We start from the raw sequence: 16899 nt of genomic DNA on the forward strand, positions 1-16899 counted from the left end.
TACTTTGCTGTGTATTTTTGAGATTATGAGAAAGAAAGTCCTACCGACTATATTCGGTTCTGATAGATGGGAAACCATCATAGCAAAATCAACGCATGCCGGTATTGATCATGGAATATTTATAGGTGACGCTTTAAGTACGCTCAAAAAGTTACCTGCAGACTGCGTTAATACTTGTGTGACGTCCCCGCCTTATTGGAGTGTGCGTGACTATGGCAGAGAAGGTCAGATTGGCCTTGAGGATGATATACAATCTTACGTACAGGCCCTCGTAACTGTCATGTCTGAAGTCAAGAGAGTCTTGACACCTGAGGGGGCTGTATGGCTCAATTTAGGTGATATCTATTTGCACAAAGCAGGATCAAATGCGCCTGCATGGCAACGTAATAAACAGTTAGCGCTATTACCATTTAGAGTTGCTATTGCTCTTCAAGATGATGGATGGCTTGTTCGAAATACAATGGTATGGCATAAGCCAAATGCAATGCCGGCTAGTGTTAGGGATAGGCTAACTAATACCTGGGAGCCTATGTTTCTCCTTACAAAAGAGGAGCAATATTATTTTAACCTTGATGAAATAAGAGTGCCTCATAAAACTGATGATGCGATCGAAAAGGACCGTGCATTAGCAGGTGATGTGCAAGGAAAAGCACAAGGACAACAAGAGCTACGCCAATGGCTAAACTCTCCTCGTCATAGAGCTACTATTGATGGTGTTAAAGAAGTAAGGCGACGGCCTAACGCCCCTGTAGCAACCGAATTAGCAGCTTATTTACAAGCGGCAGCTAAAATAAAGGGCGTTTCTATTAAATGGGTTGCTGCGCAGTTGCAGCAACCATTTGAAAGAGTTCGTCATTATTTTCGCACTGATGAAATAGGAGCGCGAGTACCACCAGAAAATACTTGGGAGCAATTAAAAGATCTATTAGATCTGGGGACTGAATTTGATGATGCAATGGAGGTTGCTGTTGGCGATAATATATTTAGAAATCATCCCAATGGTCGCAACCCCGGAGATATGCAAAGCTTTTCATTGAAAGGCTCTTCATCAGCTCACTTTGCTGTTATGCCAGATGATTTAGCAGCTTGGTGTATACGTGCTACTCTTCCGCCACAGGGTATATGCCTCGATCCATTCATGGGTAGCGGTACGACAGGCAGAGTTGCATTACAGCAAGGAGGACGATTTATTGGTATTGAATTGCGTGATGATTACGCCATTGATGCTGTACGTTCATTAAATATTCCCAAACCTAATAAGGCTAAAAAAACTCAAAAGACTAATAAGAAAGAGAAGTCCAAAATGCCCCTATTCGCATCTCCTCAGTTAAATTAACGTCCAATAAAGTCGAAAGGTACTGTAACTTCTTTTCCTGCTATATCTATGTCGCGCCAATTCGCTTTTGTATAAGTTTGACCATCAATAAACGATAATTCTTGTAAACGCCAAGGACACATTCTTTTTAACTGACCAAAATAAACTCTTATTCTAGGATCTTCTTGCCTAGCGGATGAGTGTTTTCCCTGGCCCCAAAAACTAATTTCAGGGCTTGGATTATATTTGTGCTTTAGTCTCTGGTGAGGAATTGACATCAAAAAAATTGATTTCAGCTTTCTATATGGAGCAGATTGTGCGTTTGAAATTTCTTTATAATAGAAATGTATAAATACTGAAGTAGTAACAGCTACTAGTTTATTTTCAGACTGTGTATCAACTTCCATAAAAGGAGGTACACCTGCTTCTAAAGTAATTACTTGTTCGTTAGAAATAAATTCAGCGTCCATAGGCAATTGAGATTTTTGAAGGGTTTCTCTATTATTCTCTGTGGACGCTTTTGCATCTACAAGTAGTACCTGTGGAAATAAACCGAATGAAGTTGGCAGCCACCTAACACGTTTATAGTCAATAAATCCTGCAAATCTTTTATTTATTGGATATAACTCCGCTACTTCTAATGCATATTGAACAAGGTCTTCGGCTAATACAATTATTTCTGATTTACTTGTTGCAAATGTATTTTCAAAAATTTCACGAGATTCTTTAGAATACTCTTGCATCGCTTGCACTAAGATGCGCAGAGTTTGTTTCTCTATTAACTCAATTTCATCATCTGTTATTTGGCGATAATCCTGATTCATGATACTATTAGATAAATGAGACTTTATACAAGGTTACGAAACAAAAGGTGTGAATTCGCAAAGGCTTAGCCAGCATGTTTGTTAATTGCTCTATAGCTCTCTGATGTAAAGTTATTCCAGAAGCAGCTTTTTCTTTCACAGTAGCGGGCGTTGGAGCTTAAAGTCGACGCTACCGCCCAGTTTCCGGCGGCAAAAGCTGACGGCCCGGCGTAACTTCAGTTTCAGAAGCTTCGGTCGCCTCCGGTTGCCGTAGCCAGCGTAGCGGCGCCATGCTCCTCCCGCCGACTGAAACCGCCGTAACGACTAAAAAGCCCCCCGGATTTAGCCCACCTGGCGCGAGCTTGTAGCTCGTGCCCAGCCATGACGATGAGGTTGCACCTCATCTGCCACAACGCGGCAAGCCGTAACCGCGCCGCTCATTCTACCGGGTGAGGCACAGCCTCACGGCAGGGCTGGGCACGAGCTACAAGCTCGCGCCAGTGTAGCGCAAAGATGTATTCGTTGCACTAGCGTGCCAGTGTGGCAAGGTGGCTTCAAGGCAGGAATTTAACCTCCAGCACCGCCCGCTCGTATTGCGTAACTCATCTATATAGTTTTCCCTATGCAAAAGTCTCTCTTTGTAGCTGGTGTATTCGCTTTAGGCTTAACTGCCTGTAGCCAGGAAAAGGCCGCCGACACGACCACTAGTGCCCCCACTACGCCTACCGCAGCGCCGGCTTCCGCCCCCGCCGAAGCATCTGCTGGGGTTGAGCGCGCCGAGCCAGTAACGGCTGCTCCGGCGGTAGCAGCCCTATCTACCCAGCCCGGCCCCAGAGGTACCCAGGTAGCCCTTACCAAAGCCCGCGTAGTAGGCGACATTCTGAATGTGGAGCTGCACTATACGCTGCCTGCCGCAGTCGATAACAACTCCGAGTATCTCCACGCTGATATTGACCAGATCAACTATATCGACGACGCGACTTCGCGCAAGTACAATATTCTCAAGGATCAACAAGGTGGCTGGATGGCCATGCCGGCCAACTCCAATGGCAGACGCCTTGACATAACCGCGCGCAAGTCCGGTCCCAGCATTGTCACGCTAAAATTCCCGGCCCCACCCGCCGAAAGCACTACTATCTCGCTGAGTATGCCCGAGGTTGGTTCCTTTGACGGCATAACGGTGCAGCGATGAGCCGCGTCCTTCCCTTTGGTGTGCTGCTGGCTGCCGGACTGCTGGTTAGTAGCTGCTCAGAGCAGAAAACGCCCCCCGATGCCGGTCAGCCGCTGACGGGCACCGCCCAGGCGTCGGCGGCCACGGGCGCGGCGCCAGCCCCCGCGGCCTCTGCGCCAGCGCCTTCCACCCCGGTGCCTGATCAGGGCCAGAAGCTCACCGGCCAGGTCAGCGACCTGTCGGGGGCGGCCAACGACCTGGATGCCAAGATGACCGACATGGGCCTGGTCATCAACTTCGACGCCGATGTGCTCTTCGATTTCGACAAGGCCGACATCAAGCCGGAGGCCGCGCCTACGCTGACCAAGCTGGCCCAGGTGGTGAAGGAGTACACTAAGAGCCGCGTGGTGATAAATGGCTACACCGACGCCAGAGGCGACGACGCCTACAACCTGTCGCTTTCCCAGCGCCGCGCCCAGGCCATTGCCGATTGGCTGACCCAGCACCAGGCCGGTGCCGCCGGGCAGTTTCAGGTAAAAGGCTTCGGCGAGGCCAACCCCGTAGCGCCCAACACCAAGCCCGACGGCACCGACAACCCCGCAGGCCGCCAGCAGAACCGCCGCGTGGAGGTTATTATCTCCTAGCGCATATTTCAGCAGACAAAAAGGACGTCATGCCGAGCCGTAGCGAAGCATCTCTACCGCAATGGTAACTTCAACGAAGCGGTAGAGATGCTTCGGCTTCACTCTGTTCCGCTCAGCATGACGTTCTGTTGGTGGGTGAATGCCACCACAACGACCGCACGCGAGATGCTTCGCTACCGCTTGGCATGCCGTTGTTTTAAACAAAAAAGCCCCCCCAGCCTACTTCAGCACTTTGGCATCGTGTACTATTTTGCCGCCTACGATGGTGAGCACGCTGGTCGTTTTGGGCAGCTCGGGCGGAGGCACCGCGAAAATATCCTGCGACAATACGGCCAGGTCGGCGAGTTTGCCCACGGCCAGCGTGCCTTTGTCTTTTTCCGAAAACTCGGCGTAGGCCGAGCCAGCGGTATACGCCTGCACCGCCTGCTGGCTGGTGATGGCCTCGGCCGGGTTGGCGGGATGCAGCAGCGCAAACATGATGTTCAGAAAGGGATTCATGGGTCCGTCGGAGCCCAGGGCCACGGGTATGCCCGCCGCCAGCAAGGACCGAAGCGGCTGCATCTGGGTACCCCAGCGCGGCGCGAACAAAGCCGGCTCAGAGAAGTGCGTCGGGTTCTGAACCACTACCACGCCCAGGCGCTTGGCTTTGGGTATCAGGTCGCCAATTACGCCGTCGCCGTGCTCAATGCGGACGCGCTGGGTGGGCCAACTCACCTTTTTATTGGCGTCGAGGGCATTGAGCACTACTTCGGCGGCCCGGTCGCCGGCGCAGTGGAAGAGCAGGGGCTGCTTGAAGTCGAGGCCTTCCTGTACCATTTTGGCTACTTCGGCTTCCGTAAAATTCAGCTCCCCTTGCCAGCCTGGCTGGTCGCGGTAAGCCGTGCGCAGAGCTGCTGAGCGGTCGTAGGGTGTGCCATCCAACACCCATTTCAGGCCGCTTACCTGCACGCGGGGGGCTTTTTGGAGTTGGCTTAGCTGCCGCAAAGCAGTAGTTTCGCGCCCCTGGGGCGTAGTTAGCGGAAACGGCCGCGCATGTACCCGCACCGGCAGGTTGGCTTGGGCGAGCAGGCGCACAAACCGCGCGGCGGGCATGGTGGAGAATAGCTGGATGGAGGTAATACCGTAGGCAGTAGCTTCCGCAGACAAGGCCCGCAGGGCGCGAATAGCGGCTGTATCGGGGACCTGCTCGGCCAGCAACAGGTTGGGGCGCCACTCGGCGTACTCGTGCATGCGGCCGTTGAGCTGGCGGGAGCCGCGCACGCGCTCAAATTTGCCCCCCAGCGGGTCGGGCTGCTCGGCAGTGAGCTGCAACAGCGGCAGGGCCTTCGTATTTATGATATGTCCGTGGCCGTAGAAAGCCCCCAGCAGCACCGGATGATTGGGAGCCAGCGCATCGAGGGCGGCACGGGTCACTAAGGTATCCAGCACCACCGTATGCCCCACGGTGCCAATAATCCAGGTGCCGGCGGGCGCCTTTTCAGCGGCGGCTTTAATGGCTTGACTGGTTTCGGCCCAGGTGGGCTCCATGCTGGTGAAGGCCAGCCGGGTTGCGGTGGGCGCAGGGTCGAAGTGATTGTGGGCATCATTGAAGCCGGGTGTCACGAGGCGGCCTTGCAAATCGAGGCGGCGGGTTTTGGGGCCGGCCAGCTTACTAACTTCTGCTACCGTGCCCACGGCTATTATTCGCTCACCCCGAATAGCCAGGGCTTCTGCGGTCGGGCGGGCAGGGTCGGCGGTAAAGATTTTTCCGTTCAGCAGCACCATGTCGGCCGGTCCCGATTGGGCCCGCGCCCCCAGTGTCAGCCCCACACTCAGCCCAATTATGAGTAGAATCTGCTTCATGGGTTAGCTCCTCCGGCGACTTTAGAAGCAGCATCGTTGCTGCTTGCTTGACCCCCAAGGTAAATGTTTTAAATGATATATATTTCAAGATTAATTCAATTGCCTTCCATACTTAATTGCCACTCTGCACTTGTAGTTGCTGGGGGGCTTTTTCTGATATTTTGTATATTGAAAGGCTTAATGCTATGCGTAACGACTTGATTTGATTGCCCTTATTTCTACCCATGATGTATTCCAAAAAAACCGCTGAGCTACACTTATACCTGATAGCCGGGTGCTTATTTGTCGCCGACTTTCTGCCCAGGTGGCACAAGCTGTGGTTTGTGGCCGAGAGTGGCAACTTCAGCATCAGTGGCATTGTCAGCTTGGTATTGGTGATTGGCTTATTTAAGCGCTGGCGCAATGCCTTTTACCTTATGTTGGGCTGGTTGGTCCTGCGCTTCTTTTTCAGCGCGTTTATCGTGTATCACAATATCGCCGATGATGATCCTATCGTGGGCCATCTGCTTACGAATACCCTGAATCTGGCGGCCCTGGGCATTTTATGCTGCTCCAGCGACGTGCGGCGCTACCTGAACGAGAAGCCGGCAAGCCTGGAGCAGGAACATCAGCCCCGTGTCTAGTTTTTAATGGGCACTCAGTAGAATTTAGCTTGGTAAGCAAATCTCAACTTCTATCTAAATCAGCATGCTACTAACCCGCTATTGTCTCGCGCTTATTGCCTTGGTCTTCACGTTTGCCACCCACGGGCAAAGCAAGCTCAACCAACGCCTAAAGCGCGAGCTGGATAGCATAGGAGTCGAGGATCAGAAGTACCGCATTCTAATAATGGCCCCGATGCTGAACGGCAAATCCCCTAAACTCGACTCCGTGGCGCGGGCCGCCAAGCTACCGCCGGACAAAGTGGGCGAATATGTGAGCCAGCGCATGGTGGCTATCGACTCGCTGAATATCAAGCGCATCGGCCAGATTATTCAGCAAGTGGGCTACCCTGGCAAAACCATGGTCGGGACGCCTACCAACCAAGTGGCGCTGGACGTGATTCAGCACTCCACCCGTATTCCGCAGTATTTGCCATTGATAGAAAAGGCTGCCCTTCGGGGTGAAATTCCTAATTCCCTTTACGCTCGGATGGTAGACCGCCAGCTGATGTACGAAGGCAAGGAACAGCTCTATGGCACCCAGGGCCGCAGCTACGGCGTGCTGAATCCGAAGACCGGCAAACGGGAGGACGTTTCATTTATCTGGCCCATTAAAGAGGCGGCGCGCGTAAATGAGCGCCGCCAAAAAGCCGGCTTTAAAACGACTGTGGAAGTCAATGCCAGGCAACTTAACATCGACTATAAGCCCTTGACGCTAGAAGAAGCCCGGCGCATAGAGCAACGCGCCCTAGAGGCGGAGCGCTACTAAATTCCTAGCGCGGACTTCCAGCCGGCAGTTGCCTCGGCCACGCATTATTTTCAGACTGGCACTCCGATGTTCAAGGCCCTGCAATCCGACTCTATCACCCTGCACCTCATCAACGAGGACAACCTGGCGGAGATATACGCCCTGTTTCAGGGCTTTCCCGACTCAAAGGCGATGCTAGAGGAGCTGTTTCGCAACTACCTGCCCCGCTACGAGCAAGGCAAGCGGACAAACTTCGGCTTCTACTCCTTTCTTGGCGATGAGCTGGCGGGCATGACGCTGCTGACGGTAGATAGCTGGGAAGAGCTCAGCGGCTCTACGGGCGCCGATATATTTGAGCACATGCGTGGCCGGAGTATCACGCCGCGCAGCAAGCCCCACCTGTTTTACCTGGCTTTCGAGCTGCTGGGCCTGAACCGGATAGCGACGGGTTGTCGGGTCTCGAACCTGTCGTCGAAACACTCCATTGAGAAGACTGCGGGCTTTGCGTTTGAAGGCATCATGCGCGAATCGGGCCGCAACGATGCGGGCGAGTTTGAAGACGAATACCTCTACGCCATTCTGCGCCGCGACTGGCTACAACTCTATGACAAGTCGCGGGTGACGGTGCTGGAGTAGCGCACCTGCTTACGCCACCGCCATTTTTCCCCGGTTGTACTTGCTGCGGTACTCGTTGGGCGACAGGCCGGTAATGCGCTTGAACGTGACGCGAAAAGCCTTGGGGTCGGAGTAGCCGACGTTGTACATCACCTCATTTACGTTCTCGCGCGACGATTCCAGGCTGGTTTTGGCCACTTCAATTTTAACCCGCTGGATATATTCTACCACCGAGTTGGAGGTAGCTTTCTTGAAGCGTCGCTCCAGGTTGCGGCGCCCCAGGGCCAGCATATCGGCTAGCTGGTCCACGGTTATTTTCTCCTGGTAGTTATCCTCAATATAGAGTTGGGCTTTCTTGATAGGCTCGTCGCTGTGCTCTTTTTGCCCGTTGAAAATAACGAAGGCCGACTGGCTGACCCGCTCAATATCGATCTGGAATACCTTAGAGCAGATGACGGCAATCTCCCGGCCGGCGTATTTCTCAATTAGGTACAGCACTAGGTTCAGGTAGGAAAAAGCCCCCCGCTGGAGTAGATGCCGTGCTCATCGGTGATGAGCTTGTCTTCGACCAACTCCACATCAGGAAACATTTTCCTAAAATCATTAGCAGCCGCCCAGTGGGTAGTGCACTGCTTTCCTTTTATGAGTCCAGTGGAGGCCAGCAGGAAGGCCCCTACGCACAGACTGGCTACCTCAGCTCCGGCTTTGTACTGGTTGATTATCCAGGGAATAAAGTCGCGGTTGGTCTCTAAAGACTGTAGCAAATCCCCATCCAGCGCCGGTATCACCACGAGGTCGGTTTTGATAATATCCTGTATCTGAATCTTGGTATACACTGAATACATGCCCCCACACATAGGTGTTTCGTCGGATAGGCCAGCCAGGTGAATCTCGAACAAGGGCGGTTTGCCCATGCGTTTGAGCAGAGAATTTACCTCCGTGAATACGAGGCGCGGGCCTTCAATACTGCCCAGAATAGCTCCCTTTGGAACCAGGATGGTGATGTGCTTCATGGCGTCAAAACTAACAAAGCTGGCTGTCGCAATTTACCCTTTCTTGGTCGCATTTGCACCCCATTTTCCAACCGGATTACTAATACTTTTGGTATGTAATCAAACGGGATATCCACTTTAATTTCTGGAAGTTATGAAAGCCAAAACTGCCATCGCCCTTTATTGGGGAGCTACTGTTTTGTTTGCTGTTGCCATGCTGTTCGACGGGATAGGCGGGGTGCTCCGCGTCGAGGCTGGCAAGGAAGTGATGCGCCATCTGGGCTATCCGATGTATGTACTGACCATTTTTGGCGTGGCCAAGCTGCTGGGGGCCGTGGCACTGGTGCAAACCCGATTCCGAACAATCAAAGAATGGGCGTACGCTGGGTTCGCCTTTACCTTTCTGGGGGCCTTTGCCTCGCGCGCCTTTTTGGGCGACGAGCTGAGTTTGCTGCTTCCGCCGCTGGTGGCGCTGGGCATACTGTTTCTTACTTACTTCCTCTGGAAAAAAGTAACGCAGCAAAAGTCAGGAGCTACTTTCTCTATAGTTACGCCCGAAACCGCGACCAGCCGAGCTGCCTAAGCAATAGCGGTGCGGCAGGGCTGCGGCTAGCCCCCTTTACTTTACTCAACTCACTACTAAACAACTACATAATAATGGATATGAAACTTCAACTCGTGCCGGTGCCCGTCGCAGATGTGGACCGCGCCAAAGCCTTTTACATCGACAAGATTGGGTTTCAGCTAGACCATGATGTGCGAGCTGGGGACGCCATGCGGGTGGTGCAGCTCACGCCGCAGGGCTCGGCTTGCTCCATTGTGATGGGAACCGGAATGCAGGAGATTTCCGACATGGTGCCGGGCACCGTCAAGGCGCTGCACCTAGTGGTAGCCGACATAAACCAGGCTCGCGGGGCCCTGCTAAGCCGGGGCGTCGAAGTAGGTGAAGTGATAGAATTCCCCGGCGCCATGAAATGCGCTTCGTTCCGTGACCCTGACGGTAACTCTTGGCTTTTGCAGCAAATTCTAACTGTAGCTTAACCAGTAGCAATCGAAATCAACCTTCAACGACGTACGACAATGAAAAAGCTAAAAATCACCTATTGGGTCTTCACCGGCCTGCTAGCTGCTCTGATGACGACCTCCGGTATTCCCGATGTGCTCAGCGCGCCGGAAGCGGTGGCTTATTTCAAACACCTGGGGTATCCGCCTTATCTGCTGCCCTTTCTGGGCGTCGCCAAAGTATTGGGGGCAGTAGCTATTCTTACGCCCGGCTTTCCTAGCCTAAAGGAATGGGCGTATGCAGGCTTCTTTTTTGACCTGACAGGAGCTATATATTCGCATATAGCCGTGGGCGAACCAGCTGGGCATTGGGCTCCCATTTTTATTGGCCACCTTTTACTAGCGGGCTCCTATATTTATTATCATAAACTCCTGCGTACCAAGGCAGCAGACGCTGCTGAAAGCCCGGCGGCGCCGCCAAGCGAGCAGCACCGGCTTAAGACGGAGGTCAATTATTAACTCATGTTACGCACGACTTGCTGCTGCGCTTCAAAAAGCGGCTTTTGCTACGCTCAGAAACAGCCTTACCGACTAATGGATGCAGTTGCTGCGTAACATCAGTTATTAATACGGCGGCGGGCGGCCCTCCGTACCGGCCGTTTCCTTACCAGCCGATGGCTGTCAACCTTATGGACGGCAGGCTTTCCCCGGAACATAGTGTACTAAAGTACCCGTAAGGCACCAGCCAAAAAGGTCCCGCCCGATGCGCGAGCGGGACCTTTTTGGCTGATTGCGGAGCAAGAGTTACTGCTTTTCTCCCACCGGAAACTCATCCAGAATCTGCTTAGCCGATTTGGCGAATTCCGTCCCGATGTTGGCCGGGTTGCCTACCGGGTCGACGATGGAGCCGCGCCAGACCAGGTTGTTGGAGCGGGCATCCACGAAGTCCAGAATCATGGTGCCTTCGTCAAACGTCTCGGTGCGGTAGCCGCCGTTCATGTACATGGGCGAGGAGTAGAAATAGCCGTAGTTGATGGGCAAAAAAGCCCCCCGGTACGACATGGCATAGGGATAAGCAAAGCCGGCGGGATGCGGATTGGCTACGGTACGCTCCGCCTCCTCGATGTAGAGGTGGTAGGTGAGGTAGAAATCGGGCTTGGCATTGCCTGCCACTTGGCGGATGCCCCGCTTGCCCAACTCGCTGCTGATGGCATCCTGAATCAACTGGTCGTTCAGGGTACTCTGGTAGATGGGGTTTTGCGAATCGGCCGATTTTACGTCCGTTTTAGCCCAATCATACGTGCGGTACTTCCTGAAATCGACGCCGGCTTTTTGCTGGACGTTTACAGGGGCAGAGCAGCTGGTCAGTAGCCCGATAAAGAGGGCAACAACTGCATACAAAGTAGTTTTCATAGAGTAGATAGTGAGATGAAGTGATACTGATAGGGTAGTCTATAACACTCCCCAACAGCGTATAAGTTCTGACCATAACAACCACCGAGTGTAGCCGGATCGGGCGTAAGCGCCTCCTTAAAAAGCCCCCCACTCTTGGTTTTATCTGTGGAACCTGGCCATACACAAGCGCCTTCTCGCGGCAAGAAATCCCTTGTGTATACTTAAATCTGGTATCGGTTAGCAGTCACCATCAGGGCCACAGGCGGGGCCGTCGGCACCAACCACAGCCAGCTGACTTTCTTCCCGCACCTTCTCCAGCACTTCCAGAAAGACCTCCTTCGGCTGGGCACCGGAGACGGCGTATTTATCGTCGAAAACGAAGAACGGCACGCCGCGCACGCCTATCTGGCGGGCCTGGTATTCGTCGTGGCGCACTTCCTGGGCGTAAATGTCGGTTTGGAAAAGCTGTGCAACCTCGGCTGCGGGCAAGTCAAGCTCGATGGCGAGCTGAGTGAGCGTGGCGGGGTCGTCCACATTCAGACCTTCAGTGAAATAGGCGTACAAGATGCGCTCCTTGGCCGCATCCTGACGGCCGTGGACGGCAGCCAAGTGAAGGAGGCGGTGAGCATTGAAGGTGTTGGCGGGAATGGTTTTATCGAAGTTAAACTCCAGGCCTACTTCGGCGGCTGTCTGCGCCATTTGGTTGTTCATCTGCCGGCCCTGCGCCACCGACATTCCCTTGCGCTCAGCCAGCAGCTCGTGGATGCTTTGGTCAGGGTTGGTTTTCATATTAGGGTCCAGCTCGAAGCTGCGCCACTGCACCAGCACAGCCTCGTGGGGGGCAAATTCGGCCAAAGCCGCCTCAAACCGCCGCTTGCCGATGTAGCAGAACGGGCACATGATATCGGACCAGATTTCGACTTTCATATTCAGAGAATAAAGGGAGCAAAAGGTAGGTGAGTATAAGCGCGCTGGGGGGCAAAAAGTTTAATGGCATCGATCTATCTACTTGTCATTGGTCTGCACACTGACAACAAGTTCGGTGCTGAGCGCTTACCGAACATCAGGCCCAGCCTGCGCTGTTCCTTCTTACTGTGCAGGTTAAGGACCAGACACTTCCGCTATTTCTTAGCCATAAGCATTTGTCAATGCGTATATTATATAATCGCTTCTAAAAGTATGTATGCGGCCAATTCTCCCCAGCCTCCTTCCACTCACAACGCTCGTCACTGCGGGCTGGCTAGTCGCGTGTCAGAAATCGGCGCGGGAGCCGGCTGAGCCAACAGAAGCCGAGGTAGAAATAGTAACCAGAGCGCCCGTGGTGTCGGACAGCCTGTTTTTGGGTTTGATATTTCCTTACGCCCCGCCAAGGCCGACCGGACCCGTTACGCAGGCGGCTTTGCTAATGACGCGCCAGGGGGCTCCCATTGAGCAAGTGACGCTGGGCACCTTCGATGGCCGGGCCATCGTGCTGGATAGTTTGGCGGAGCGCGGGTTTCCGGATAGTACCCTGCTCGGATTCAGGACCTATCATCTCACCACCGGCACCGAGGTAGCCGTGCTGCGGGCCAACGACACGACCCTGCACGTACTCAGCCGACCCGTTCGGGATACAGCCTCGGCCGCTGATTTTAACTTGCTAAAAAAAGTACCTATTATCGCCCACAGCTACGTCCGGGTAGTTCGGTAGCTGTACTGCCGACTACATAACCGAAGCTGTTTAGTAATTCAGAATAACCGACTAGAACGTCATGCTGGATCTGGCGTCCGCTTGTCGAAGCATCTCTCCCGCTTCGTCGAAGTTACCATTACAACCAAGCGGGAGAGATGCTTCGACAAGCGGACGCCAGATCCAGCATGACCGCCTGACGAATTTCTAAACACCTTCTCTATTAAAAAAGCCCCCCAGAATGTATCTGGGGGGCTTTTTTAGTTGCCTACTCTAAACTCGCTCGTACCTGCGCCGGGGGCGCCTCCATTCGATAAGCCTTCCACGGCTACCCGAAAAGTGCTGACGTCATCGGAGCAGTAGAACGATACCTGCGTTTGGCCACTGGCATCGGTGCGGAGCGTGGGCGCCCAGTAGAGCGTGGTGCTGCGGTAGTCGGGGCGCTGTTGCGCGGGGCGGGCCGCACTTTCGTAGCGCGGAGCATAAAACTCGCGGGCCTGATAGTAAGCCGGCAGCAAGGCCGTAGCAATGCCCGGAGTTGGCGTTTTGGAGTAGTCATAATTGACGTTGCCGCGCTTCGTGAAGATGGCGATAACGCCATTGGCACCCCGGCTGCCATAAATAGCGGCGGAAGGACCCTTCAGCACTTCCACAGTTTCGACATCCATGACGGGTATCGTATTAATTGCGTCGATGTCAACCGGAATACCATCCAGAATAAACAACGGCGTGCTGCTACCCGAAATAGAGTTGGCGCCCCTTATTTGAACCTGAAAATTTGGCGCCGACCCCGATACCTGTACCCCTGCAACCCGCCCTTGTAGCAGCTGCAGCACACTGAAGAAGGCGCTGCTGCCCGGAATATCATCGGTGCGAAGCACCACATCGGCCTGCGAATAGATACGCCGCGCATCGGGGCGCGGCGTGGGCTTGCGGCCCGACACCGTCACGCCTTTCAGCATGATGGTTTTGGCCGTATCGGCCCGGTACTGGCGCTCGGCCTTTTGCTGCTTCTGGCTTTGCTGCAGATACGCCGTGACGGCCGGCTGCGGCTCAGCGGAGGCCACGGTCAAGGGCCAGGTTAGCGCCGTAACCTCGGGCCAGCGCGGATGCAGCTTAATAAGCAGGTTGCTGCCGCCCTTCTCCTTTCGGGCCTGCACCACCACGCGGGCCGTATCTTTTCCCTGAAAGCCCCCGATTACAAAGCTGCCGTCAGCATCGGTGCTGGCAATGGTCATTCCGCCCTTAGCTCCGGCCTGAAAAATGGTGAGCTGGCTCACGCCGGCGGCCTTTTCATTGGGGCGCACCACCTGTCCGCCCACACTCAGGGTTTGCTCCAGGGCGAAGGGCCTGGGGGGCATTTTATCGGCCAAAATCTCTTTCCACACAAACCGCCGCCAGCCCTGCGTAAGCATCAGATGGTCGAGGGCCTGCTCTGTTCCGGGATTTTTATTCTGGAAATAATAGCCAGGATCTTCCACGTAGCCCTGCAGATCGGAGGTGAGGAGCAGATGCGTCAGGATGGTCGTTTGAGGAGCTTCGTTCGTACCCATTGCCAGCGCATTAGTCACGGCTAGAGAGAGCTGGGCCGCTACGGGCTGGCCGGCACCATCCGTCACCGCTACGGTCAGGTTTACTTTCTCGCGGGGAGCATAGGCGGCTTTGTCCGGGGTGATGCGCACCTGCAGGCCGGGCTGGGCATCAATGAATGCCAGCCGCTCGCCCTGCGCCACGCCCTGGCCATCAAACAGGGTGAAGTGCGCCACTCCGGTCGGAAATTTGGCTTTAGGAATACGGGCCGCGTAGCCTTCACTACCGGTCAGCTGGCCATTGGCGGCGTAGGCTACAATGCCCCGCACGTGGGCCAGCAGCGTCACATTTTCGGCGGGAGCGGCGGTGCCCGCGGCCGTCTGGCGCTGCACGCCCACGTACACAAACTCCTTGGTTTGAGTAACCTTCAATACAAATCCGCTGGCGGCAACGGCGGGCAGCGGGTACTCGGCGCGGGTGCCGCCCGGCAGCATTACCACCGCCTTGTAGCTTCGGCCCGGCTGCGGCGTCAGCAATACCGTGCCCATGCCCGCGTGCAGACTTTTGAACGAGCCCGCCGTCTGGCCCTGGTCGTCGGTTAGCTGCCCGTTCACAGCCACGCCGCGGCCGTACTCATCCGTGGCCTTGAAGGCTACCACGGTGGGCAGCCCCACCACCAGGTTGCCCCCTTCCGGGAAAAACTGCACGTCCGTTTTGGGCTTAGGCGCCGGAGCAGCTTTGCGGGCCTTGGGTTTCGCGCCGGGCCTGTCGGAAGCTGACGCCGCGTCGGTAGCGGCAGTCGCCGCCTGCCACACGGGCAGGCGCTTAGAGAAGAAATAGTCGGGGTTGAAGTTGCGCATCCAGTTGGTGTAGGCGCGCACCGTGTACATGCCCTGGGCAAGGCTGTCGGCCAGCTCAAAGTCAGCGGCGGCCGTGCCCTGGGTCAGGCGCAGCACCCGCTGCGCGACCACCTGCTGGTCGGGGCCAACCAGATCCACATATAACACTCGGCTTACTGTATCAGGGCGGTGCCGCGAAGCATCCACCACATACGCCTTCAGCCAGATGGTCTCACCCACGGCGTAAAACGCCTTATCGGTGTGTATGTAGCTTTTTTCGGGGAAGCTTCCGATGTAGAAATTCTGGAGGCGAACCATAGCCTGACGCACGAATTCATCGGTTGGGGCCACTTGAAAGCCTCCTGCTATTAAGATCACCAGGAAAACAAAAACTCTTGTTGATAACGCTTTAATACGAAGCATATAGTGATAATAGAGGAGGATATGAAGGATAAAACGCCCGAATATAGAGGAATATAAAAGTTTTACCAGGCTTTATCCAGCCCTAAAAACTTCACTTGGCTAGGTAAGGGCGACTGAGAGGCATATAGCACTCTATTTATTCTTAATTGTATTTGCAGCTGTCCCCCGAAATGCGTTGCTTCACTAAAGTTTGACGTGTTTTTTCGTCGTTGCCTATGCTAATGTCGCGAAATCTGGGCCGCTTGGCCCGCGGGTGGTACTACTGCCGCAAGTAGTCGCCCGCTGCCAGTGCCTTACCCTAACGCCCCGTTTCCGCGGGGGTGGCGGGCACGTCACCCTTTCAAAAAGCTGATCTGGGGGGCTTTTTTCCCTTCGAATCGCTTTGATTACCATCTCTGCTCCTTTCCAGAAAGCCTCCCGCTTTCGGTGTGCAGCTCATGCAGGTGCCTAGTTTCGCCAGACAGGGCTTTTTTTAATTGGCTGCGCAAGTCTTCATTCAAGCTCAACAAGGGCCGCCCACTTCACATTTTCTAGCCGAACACAAGTCATTGTAAGCTGTTGATAGGTTGCATATAGTCTTAAGCTTATGCGTTGCTACTTCCCACCCTTTTTATGTTTCTATGAAAACTGCTTTTGCGTTCATCGTGGCTCTGACGGCCGGCCTTTCTACGGCTGCGGCCCAGGGCAGCTCGTCGGGTAGCTCCTCCACCCGCCCCGAAACGAGCGTGTCCAACACCTCGCCCGCCAGATCCTATCCTCCCAAAAAAGCCACTCCAACCAAAACTCAAAGCAAAAAGACCCAGAACAGCACGCTGGAGCCCGAAGACCGCACTAGTCCTACCGGCACCATGTCGGAGTCGAGCCGACGCATACTGAGGGAAACCCGCCCCGCGGCTCCAGGCAAGACCAAGCCTACGGGTTCTACCAATCAGGAAATGGTGGACAAAAACAGTAAGCAGCCTATTCGCAAGGCTCCCCTGCCAGCCAGCAAGACGGGCGGCGCTGGCGGTACCACGAACTAAATACTATTTAATTACAAGCATAAAAAACGCCGGAAATCTGCTTTCCGGCGTTTTTTATGCACTTTTAGGATCTGTCTTACGCCTACATCTGCCCCAGCCAGGCACTGGCCGTGTCGATGTTATCGAAGGTAAAAACTATCGGACCTACCGCCGGGGCATGTTGCAAGGTCAGATCAGTGGAGAGCCGGCTGTACACGTTGGGCGAATACACCCAGGCGAAGTATTGCAGGCCGGCTTCGGCCATAGCC

General features: G+C 54.4%; 19 protein-coding genes. 11 read left to right on the forward strand and 8 right to left on the reverse strand.

From position 1 onward, the window contains the following. Positions 1–25 precede the first annotated feature (25 nt). Positions 26–1336, forward strand: coding sequence for a DNA-methyltransferase (locus MKZ35_RS14250; RefSeq protein WP_482513900.1), 1311 nt, complete (start codon positions 26–28; stop codon positions 1334–1336). Here the strand turns inward: MKZ35_RS14250 and MKZ35_RS14255 are convergent. Then, the gene (locus MKZ35_RS14255) at positions 1333–2139 is read right to left on the reverse strand and encodes an SfiI family type II restriction endonuclease (protein ID WP_482513901.1); all 807 of its coding nucleotides are present in this window, start codon (positions 2137–2139) and stop codon (positions 1333–1335) included. The two genes, MKZ35_RS14250 and MKZ35_RS14255, sit on opposite strands and share 4 nt — an antisense overlap. 601 nt (positions 2140–2740) lie before the next feature. Between MKZ35_RS14255 and MKZ35_RS14260 the strand changes: the two genes are divergently transcribed. Further along, positions 2741–3310: a hypothetical protein gene (locus MKZ35_RS14260; protein ID WP_482513902.1), complete on the forward strand. Its 570-nt coding sequence runs from the start codon at positions 2741–2743 to the stop codon at positions 3308–3310. Further along, a complete protein-coding gene (locus MKZ35_RS14265) occupies positions 3307–3933 on the forward strand; it encodes an OmpA family protein (protein ID WP_482513903.1) in 627 nt (208 codons plus the stop codon). The genes MKZ35_RS14260 and MKZ35_RS14265 overlap by 4 nt, the downstream gene beginning before the upstream one ends. A gap of 219 nt (positions 3934–4152) precedes the next feature. On the opposite strand, the gene MKZ35_RS14270 is transcribed toward MKZ35_RS14265, so the two are convergent. Then, the gene (locus MKZ35_RS14270; protein WP_482513904.1) at positions 4153–5775 is read right to left on the reverse strand and encodes an amidohydrolase; all 1623 of its coding nucleotides are present in this window, start codon (positions 5773–5775) and stop codon (positions 4153–4155) included. Positions 5776–5999: 224 nt separating this feature from the next. Between MKZ35_RS14270 and MKZ35_RS14275 the strand changes: the two genes are divergently transcribed. From MKZ35_RS14275 to MKZ35_RS14285, 3 genes are all read left to right on the forward strand, one after another. Further along, the gene (locus MKZ35_RS14275; protein WP_482513905.1) at positions 6000–6398 is read left to right on the forward strand and encodes a hypothetical protein; all 399 of its coding nucleotides are present in this window, start codon (positions 6000–6002) and stop codon (positions 6396–6398) included. A gap of 64 nt (positions 6399–6462) precedes the next feature. Continuing rightward, positions 6463–7185 carry a DUF6624 domain-containing protein gene (locus MKZ35_RS14280; RefSeq protein ID WP_482513906.1) on the forward strand — a complete coding sequence of 241 codons (723 nt, stop codon included), beginning with the start codon at positions 6463–6465 and terminating at the stop codon, positions 7183–7185. Positions 7186–7251: 66 nt separating this feature from the next. Next, positions 7252–7800, forward strand: coding sequence for a GNAT family N-acetyltransferase (locus MKZ35_RS14285; protein WP_482513907.1), 549 nt, complete (start codon positions 7252–7254; stop codon positions 7798–7800). 9 nt (positions 7801–7809) lie between these two features. Here MKZ35_RS14285 and MKZ35_RS14290 read toward each other — a convergent pair whose 3' ends face one another. Both MKZ35_RS14290 and MKZ35_RS14295 read right to left on the reverse strand, forming a co-directional pair. Beyond that, the gene (locus MKZ35_RS14290) at positions 7810–8277 is read right to left on the reverse strand and encodes a GlxA family transcriptional regulator (protein ID WP_482513908.1); all 468 of its coding nucleotides are present in this window, start codon (positions 8275–8277) and stop codon (positions 7810–7812) included. Positions 8278–8282: 5 nt separating this feature from the next. After that, positions 8283–8792 carry a GlxA family transcriptional regulator gene (locus tag MKZ35_RS14295; protein WP_482513909.1) on the reverse strand — a complete coding sequence of 170 codons (510 nt, stop codon included), beginning with the start codon at positions 8790–8792 and terminating at the stop codon, positions 8283–8285. Between the two features lie 133 nt (positions 8793–8925). On the opposite strand from MKZ35_RS14295, the gene MKZ35_RS14300 reads away from it, so the two are divergent. The 3 genes from MKZ35_RS14300 (at position 8926) to MKZ35_RS14310 (ending at position 10292) form a co-directional block, all read left to right on the forward strand. Further along, positions 8926–9354 (forward strand): DoxX family protein, encoded by a 429-nt coding sequence (locus MKZ35_RS14300; RefSeq protein ID WP_482513910.1) that lies wholly within the window; start codon positions 8926–8928, stop codon positions 9352–9354. Positions 9355–9434: 80 nt separating this feature from the next. Beyond that, entirely contained in the window at positions 9435–9812 is a 378-nt protein-coding gene (locus MKZ35_RS14305; RefSeq protein ID WP_482513911.1) for a VOC family protein, read from the forward strand. A gap of 39 nt (positions 9813–9851) precedes the next feature. Beyond that, positions 9852–10292 carry a DoxX family protein gene (locus tag MKZ35_RS14310; protein WP_482513912.1) on the forward strand — a complete coding sequence of 147 codons (441 nt, stop codon included), beginning with the start codon at positions 9852–9854 and terminating at the stop codon, positions 10290–10292. Positions 10293–10577: 285 nt separating this feature from the next. Here the strand turns inward: MKZ35_RS14310 and MKZ35_RS14315 are convergent, their stop codons facing one another. After that, on the reverse strand, positions 10578–11186 hold the full coding sequence (locus MKZ35_RS14315) for a DUF4136 domain-containing protein (protein ID WP_482513913.1): 609 nt from the start codon (positions 11184–11186) through the stop codon (positions 10578–10580). 219 nt (positions 11187–11405) lie between these two features. Then, entirely contained in the window at positions 11406–12095 is a 690-nt protein-coding gene (locus MKZ35_RS14320; RefSeq protein WP_482513914.1) for a DsbA family oxidoreductase, read from the reverse strand. Between the two features lie 256 nt (positions 12096–12351). Between MKZ35_RS14320 and MKZ35_RS14325 the strand changes: the two genes are divergently transcribed. Continuing rightward, entirely contained in the window at positions 12352–12858 is a 507-nt protein-coding gene (locus MKZ35_RS14325; protein ID WP_482513915.1) for a hypothetical protein, read from the forward strand. Between the two features lie 239 nt (positions 12859–13097). Here MKZ35_RS14325 and MKZ35_RS14330 read toward each other — a convergent pair whose 3' ends face one another. Continuing rightward, positions 13098–15557 carry a TonB-dependent receptor plug domain-containing protein gene (locus tag MKZ35_RS14330; RefSeq protein WP_482513916.1) on the reverse strand — a complete coding sequence of 820 codons (2460 nt, stop codon included), beginning with the start codon at positions 15555–15557 and terminating at the stop codon, positions 13098–13100. A gap of 692 nt (positions 15558–16249) precedes the next feature. Here MKZ35_RS14330 and MKZ35_RS14335 point away from each other — a divergent pair. Beyond that, positions 16250–16651 carry a hypothetical protein gene (locus MKZ35_RS14335; protein WP_482513917.1) on the forward strand — a complete coding sequence of 134 codons (402 nt, stop codon included), beginning with the start codon at positions 16250–16252 and terminating at the stop codon, positions 16649–16651. 82 nt (positions 16652–16733) lie between these two features. Here the strand turns inward: MKZ35_RS14335 and MKZ35_RS14340 are convergent, their stop codons facing one another. After that, entirely contained in the window at positions 16734–16895 is a 162-nt protein-coding gene (locus tag MKZ35_RS14340; protein WP_482513918.1) for a hypothetical protein, read from the reverse strand. Between the last annotated feature and the right edge of the window lie 4 nt (positions 16896–16899).

It is taken from the genome of Hymenobacter sp. R533113 (assembly GCF_056835965.1).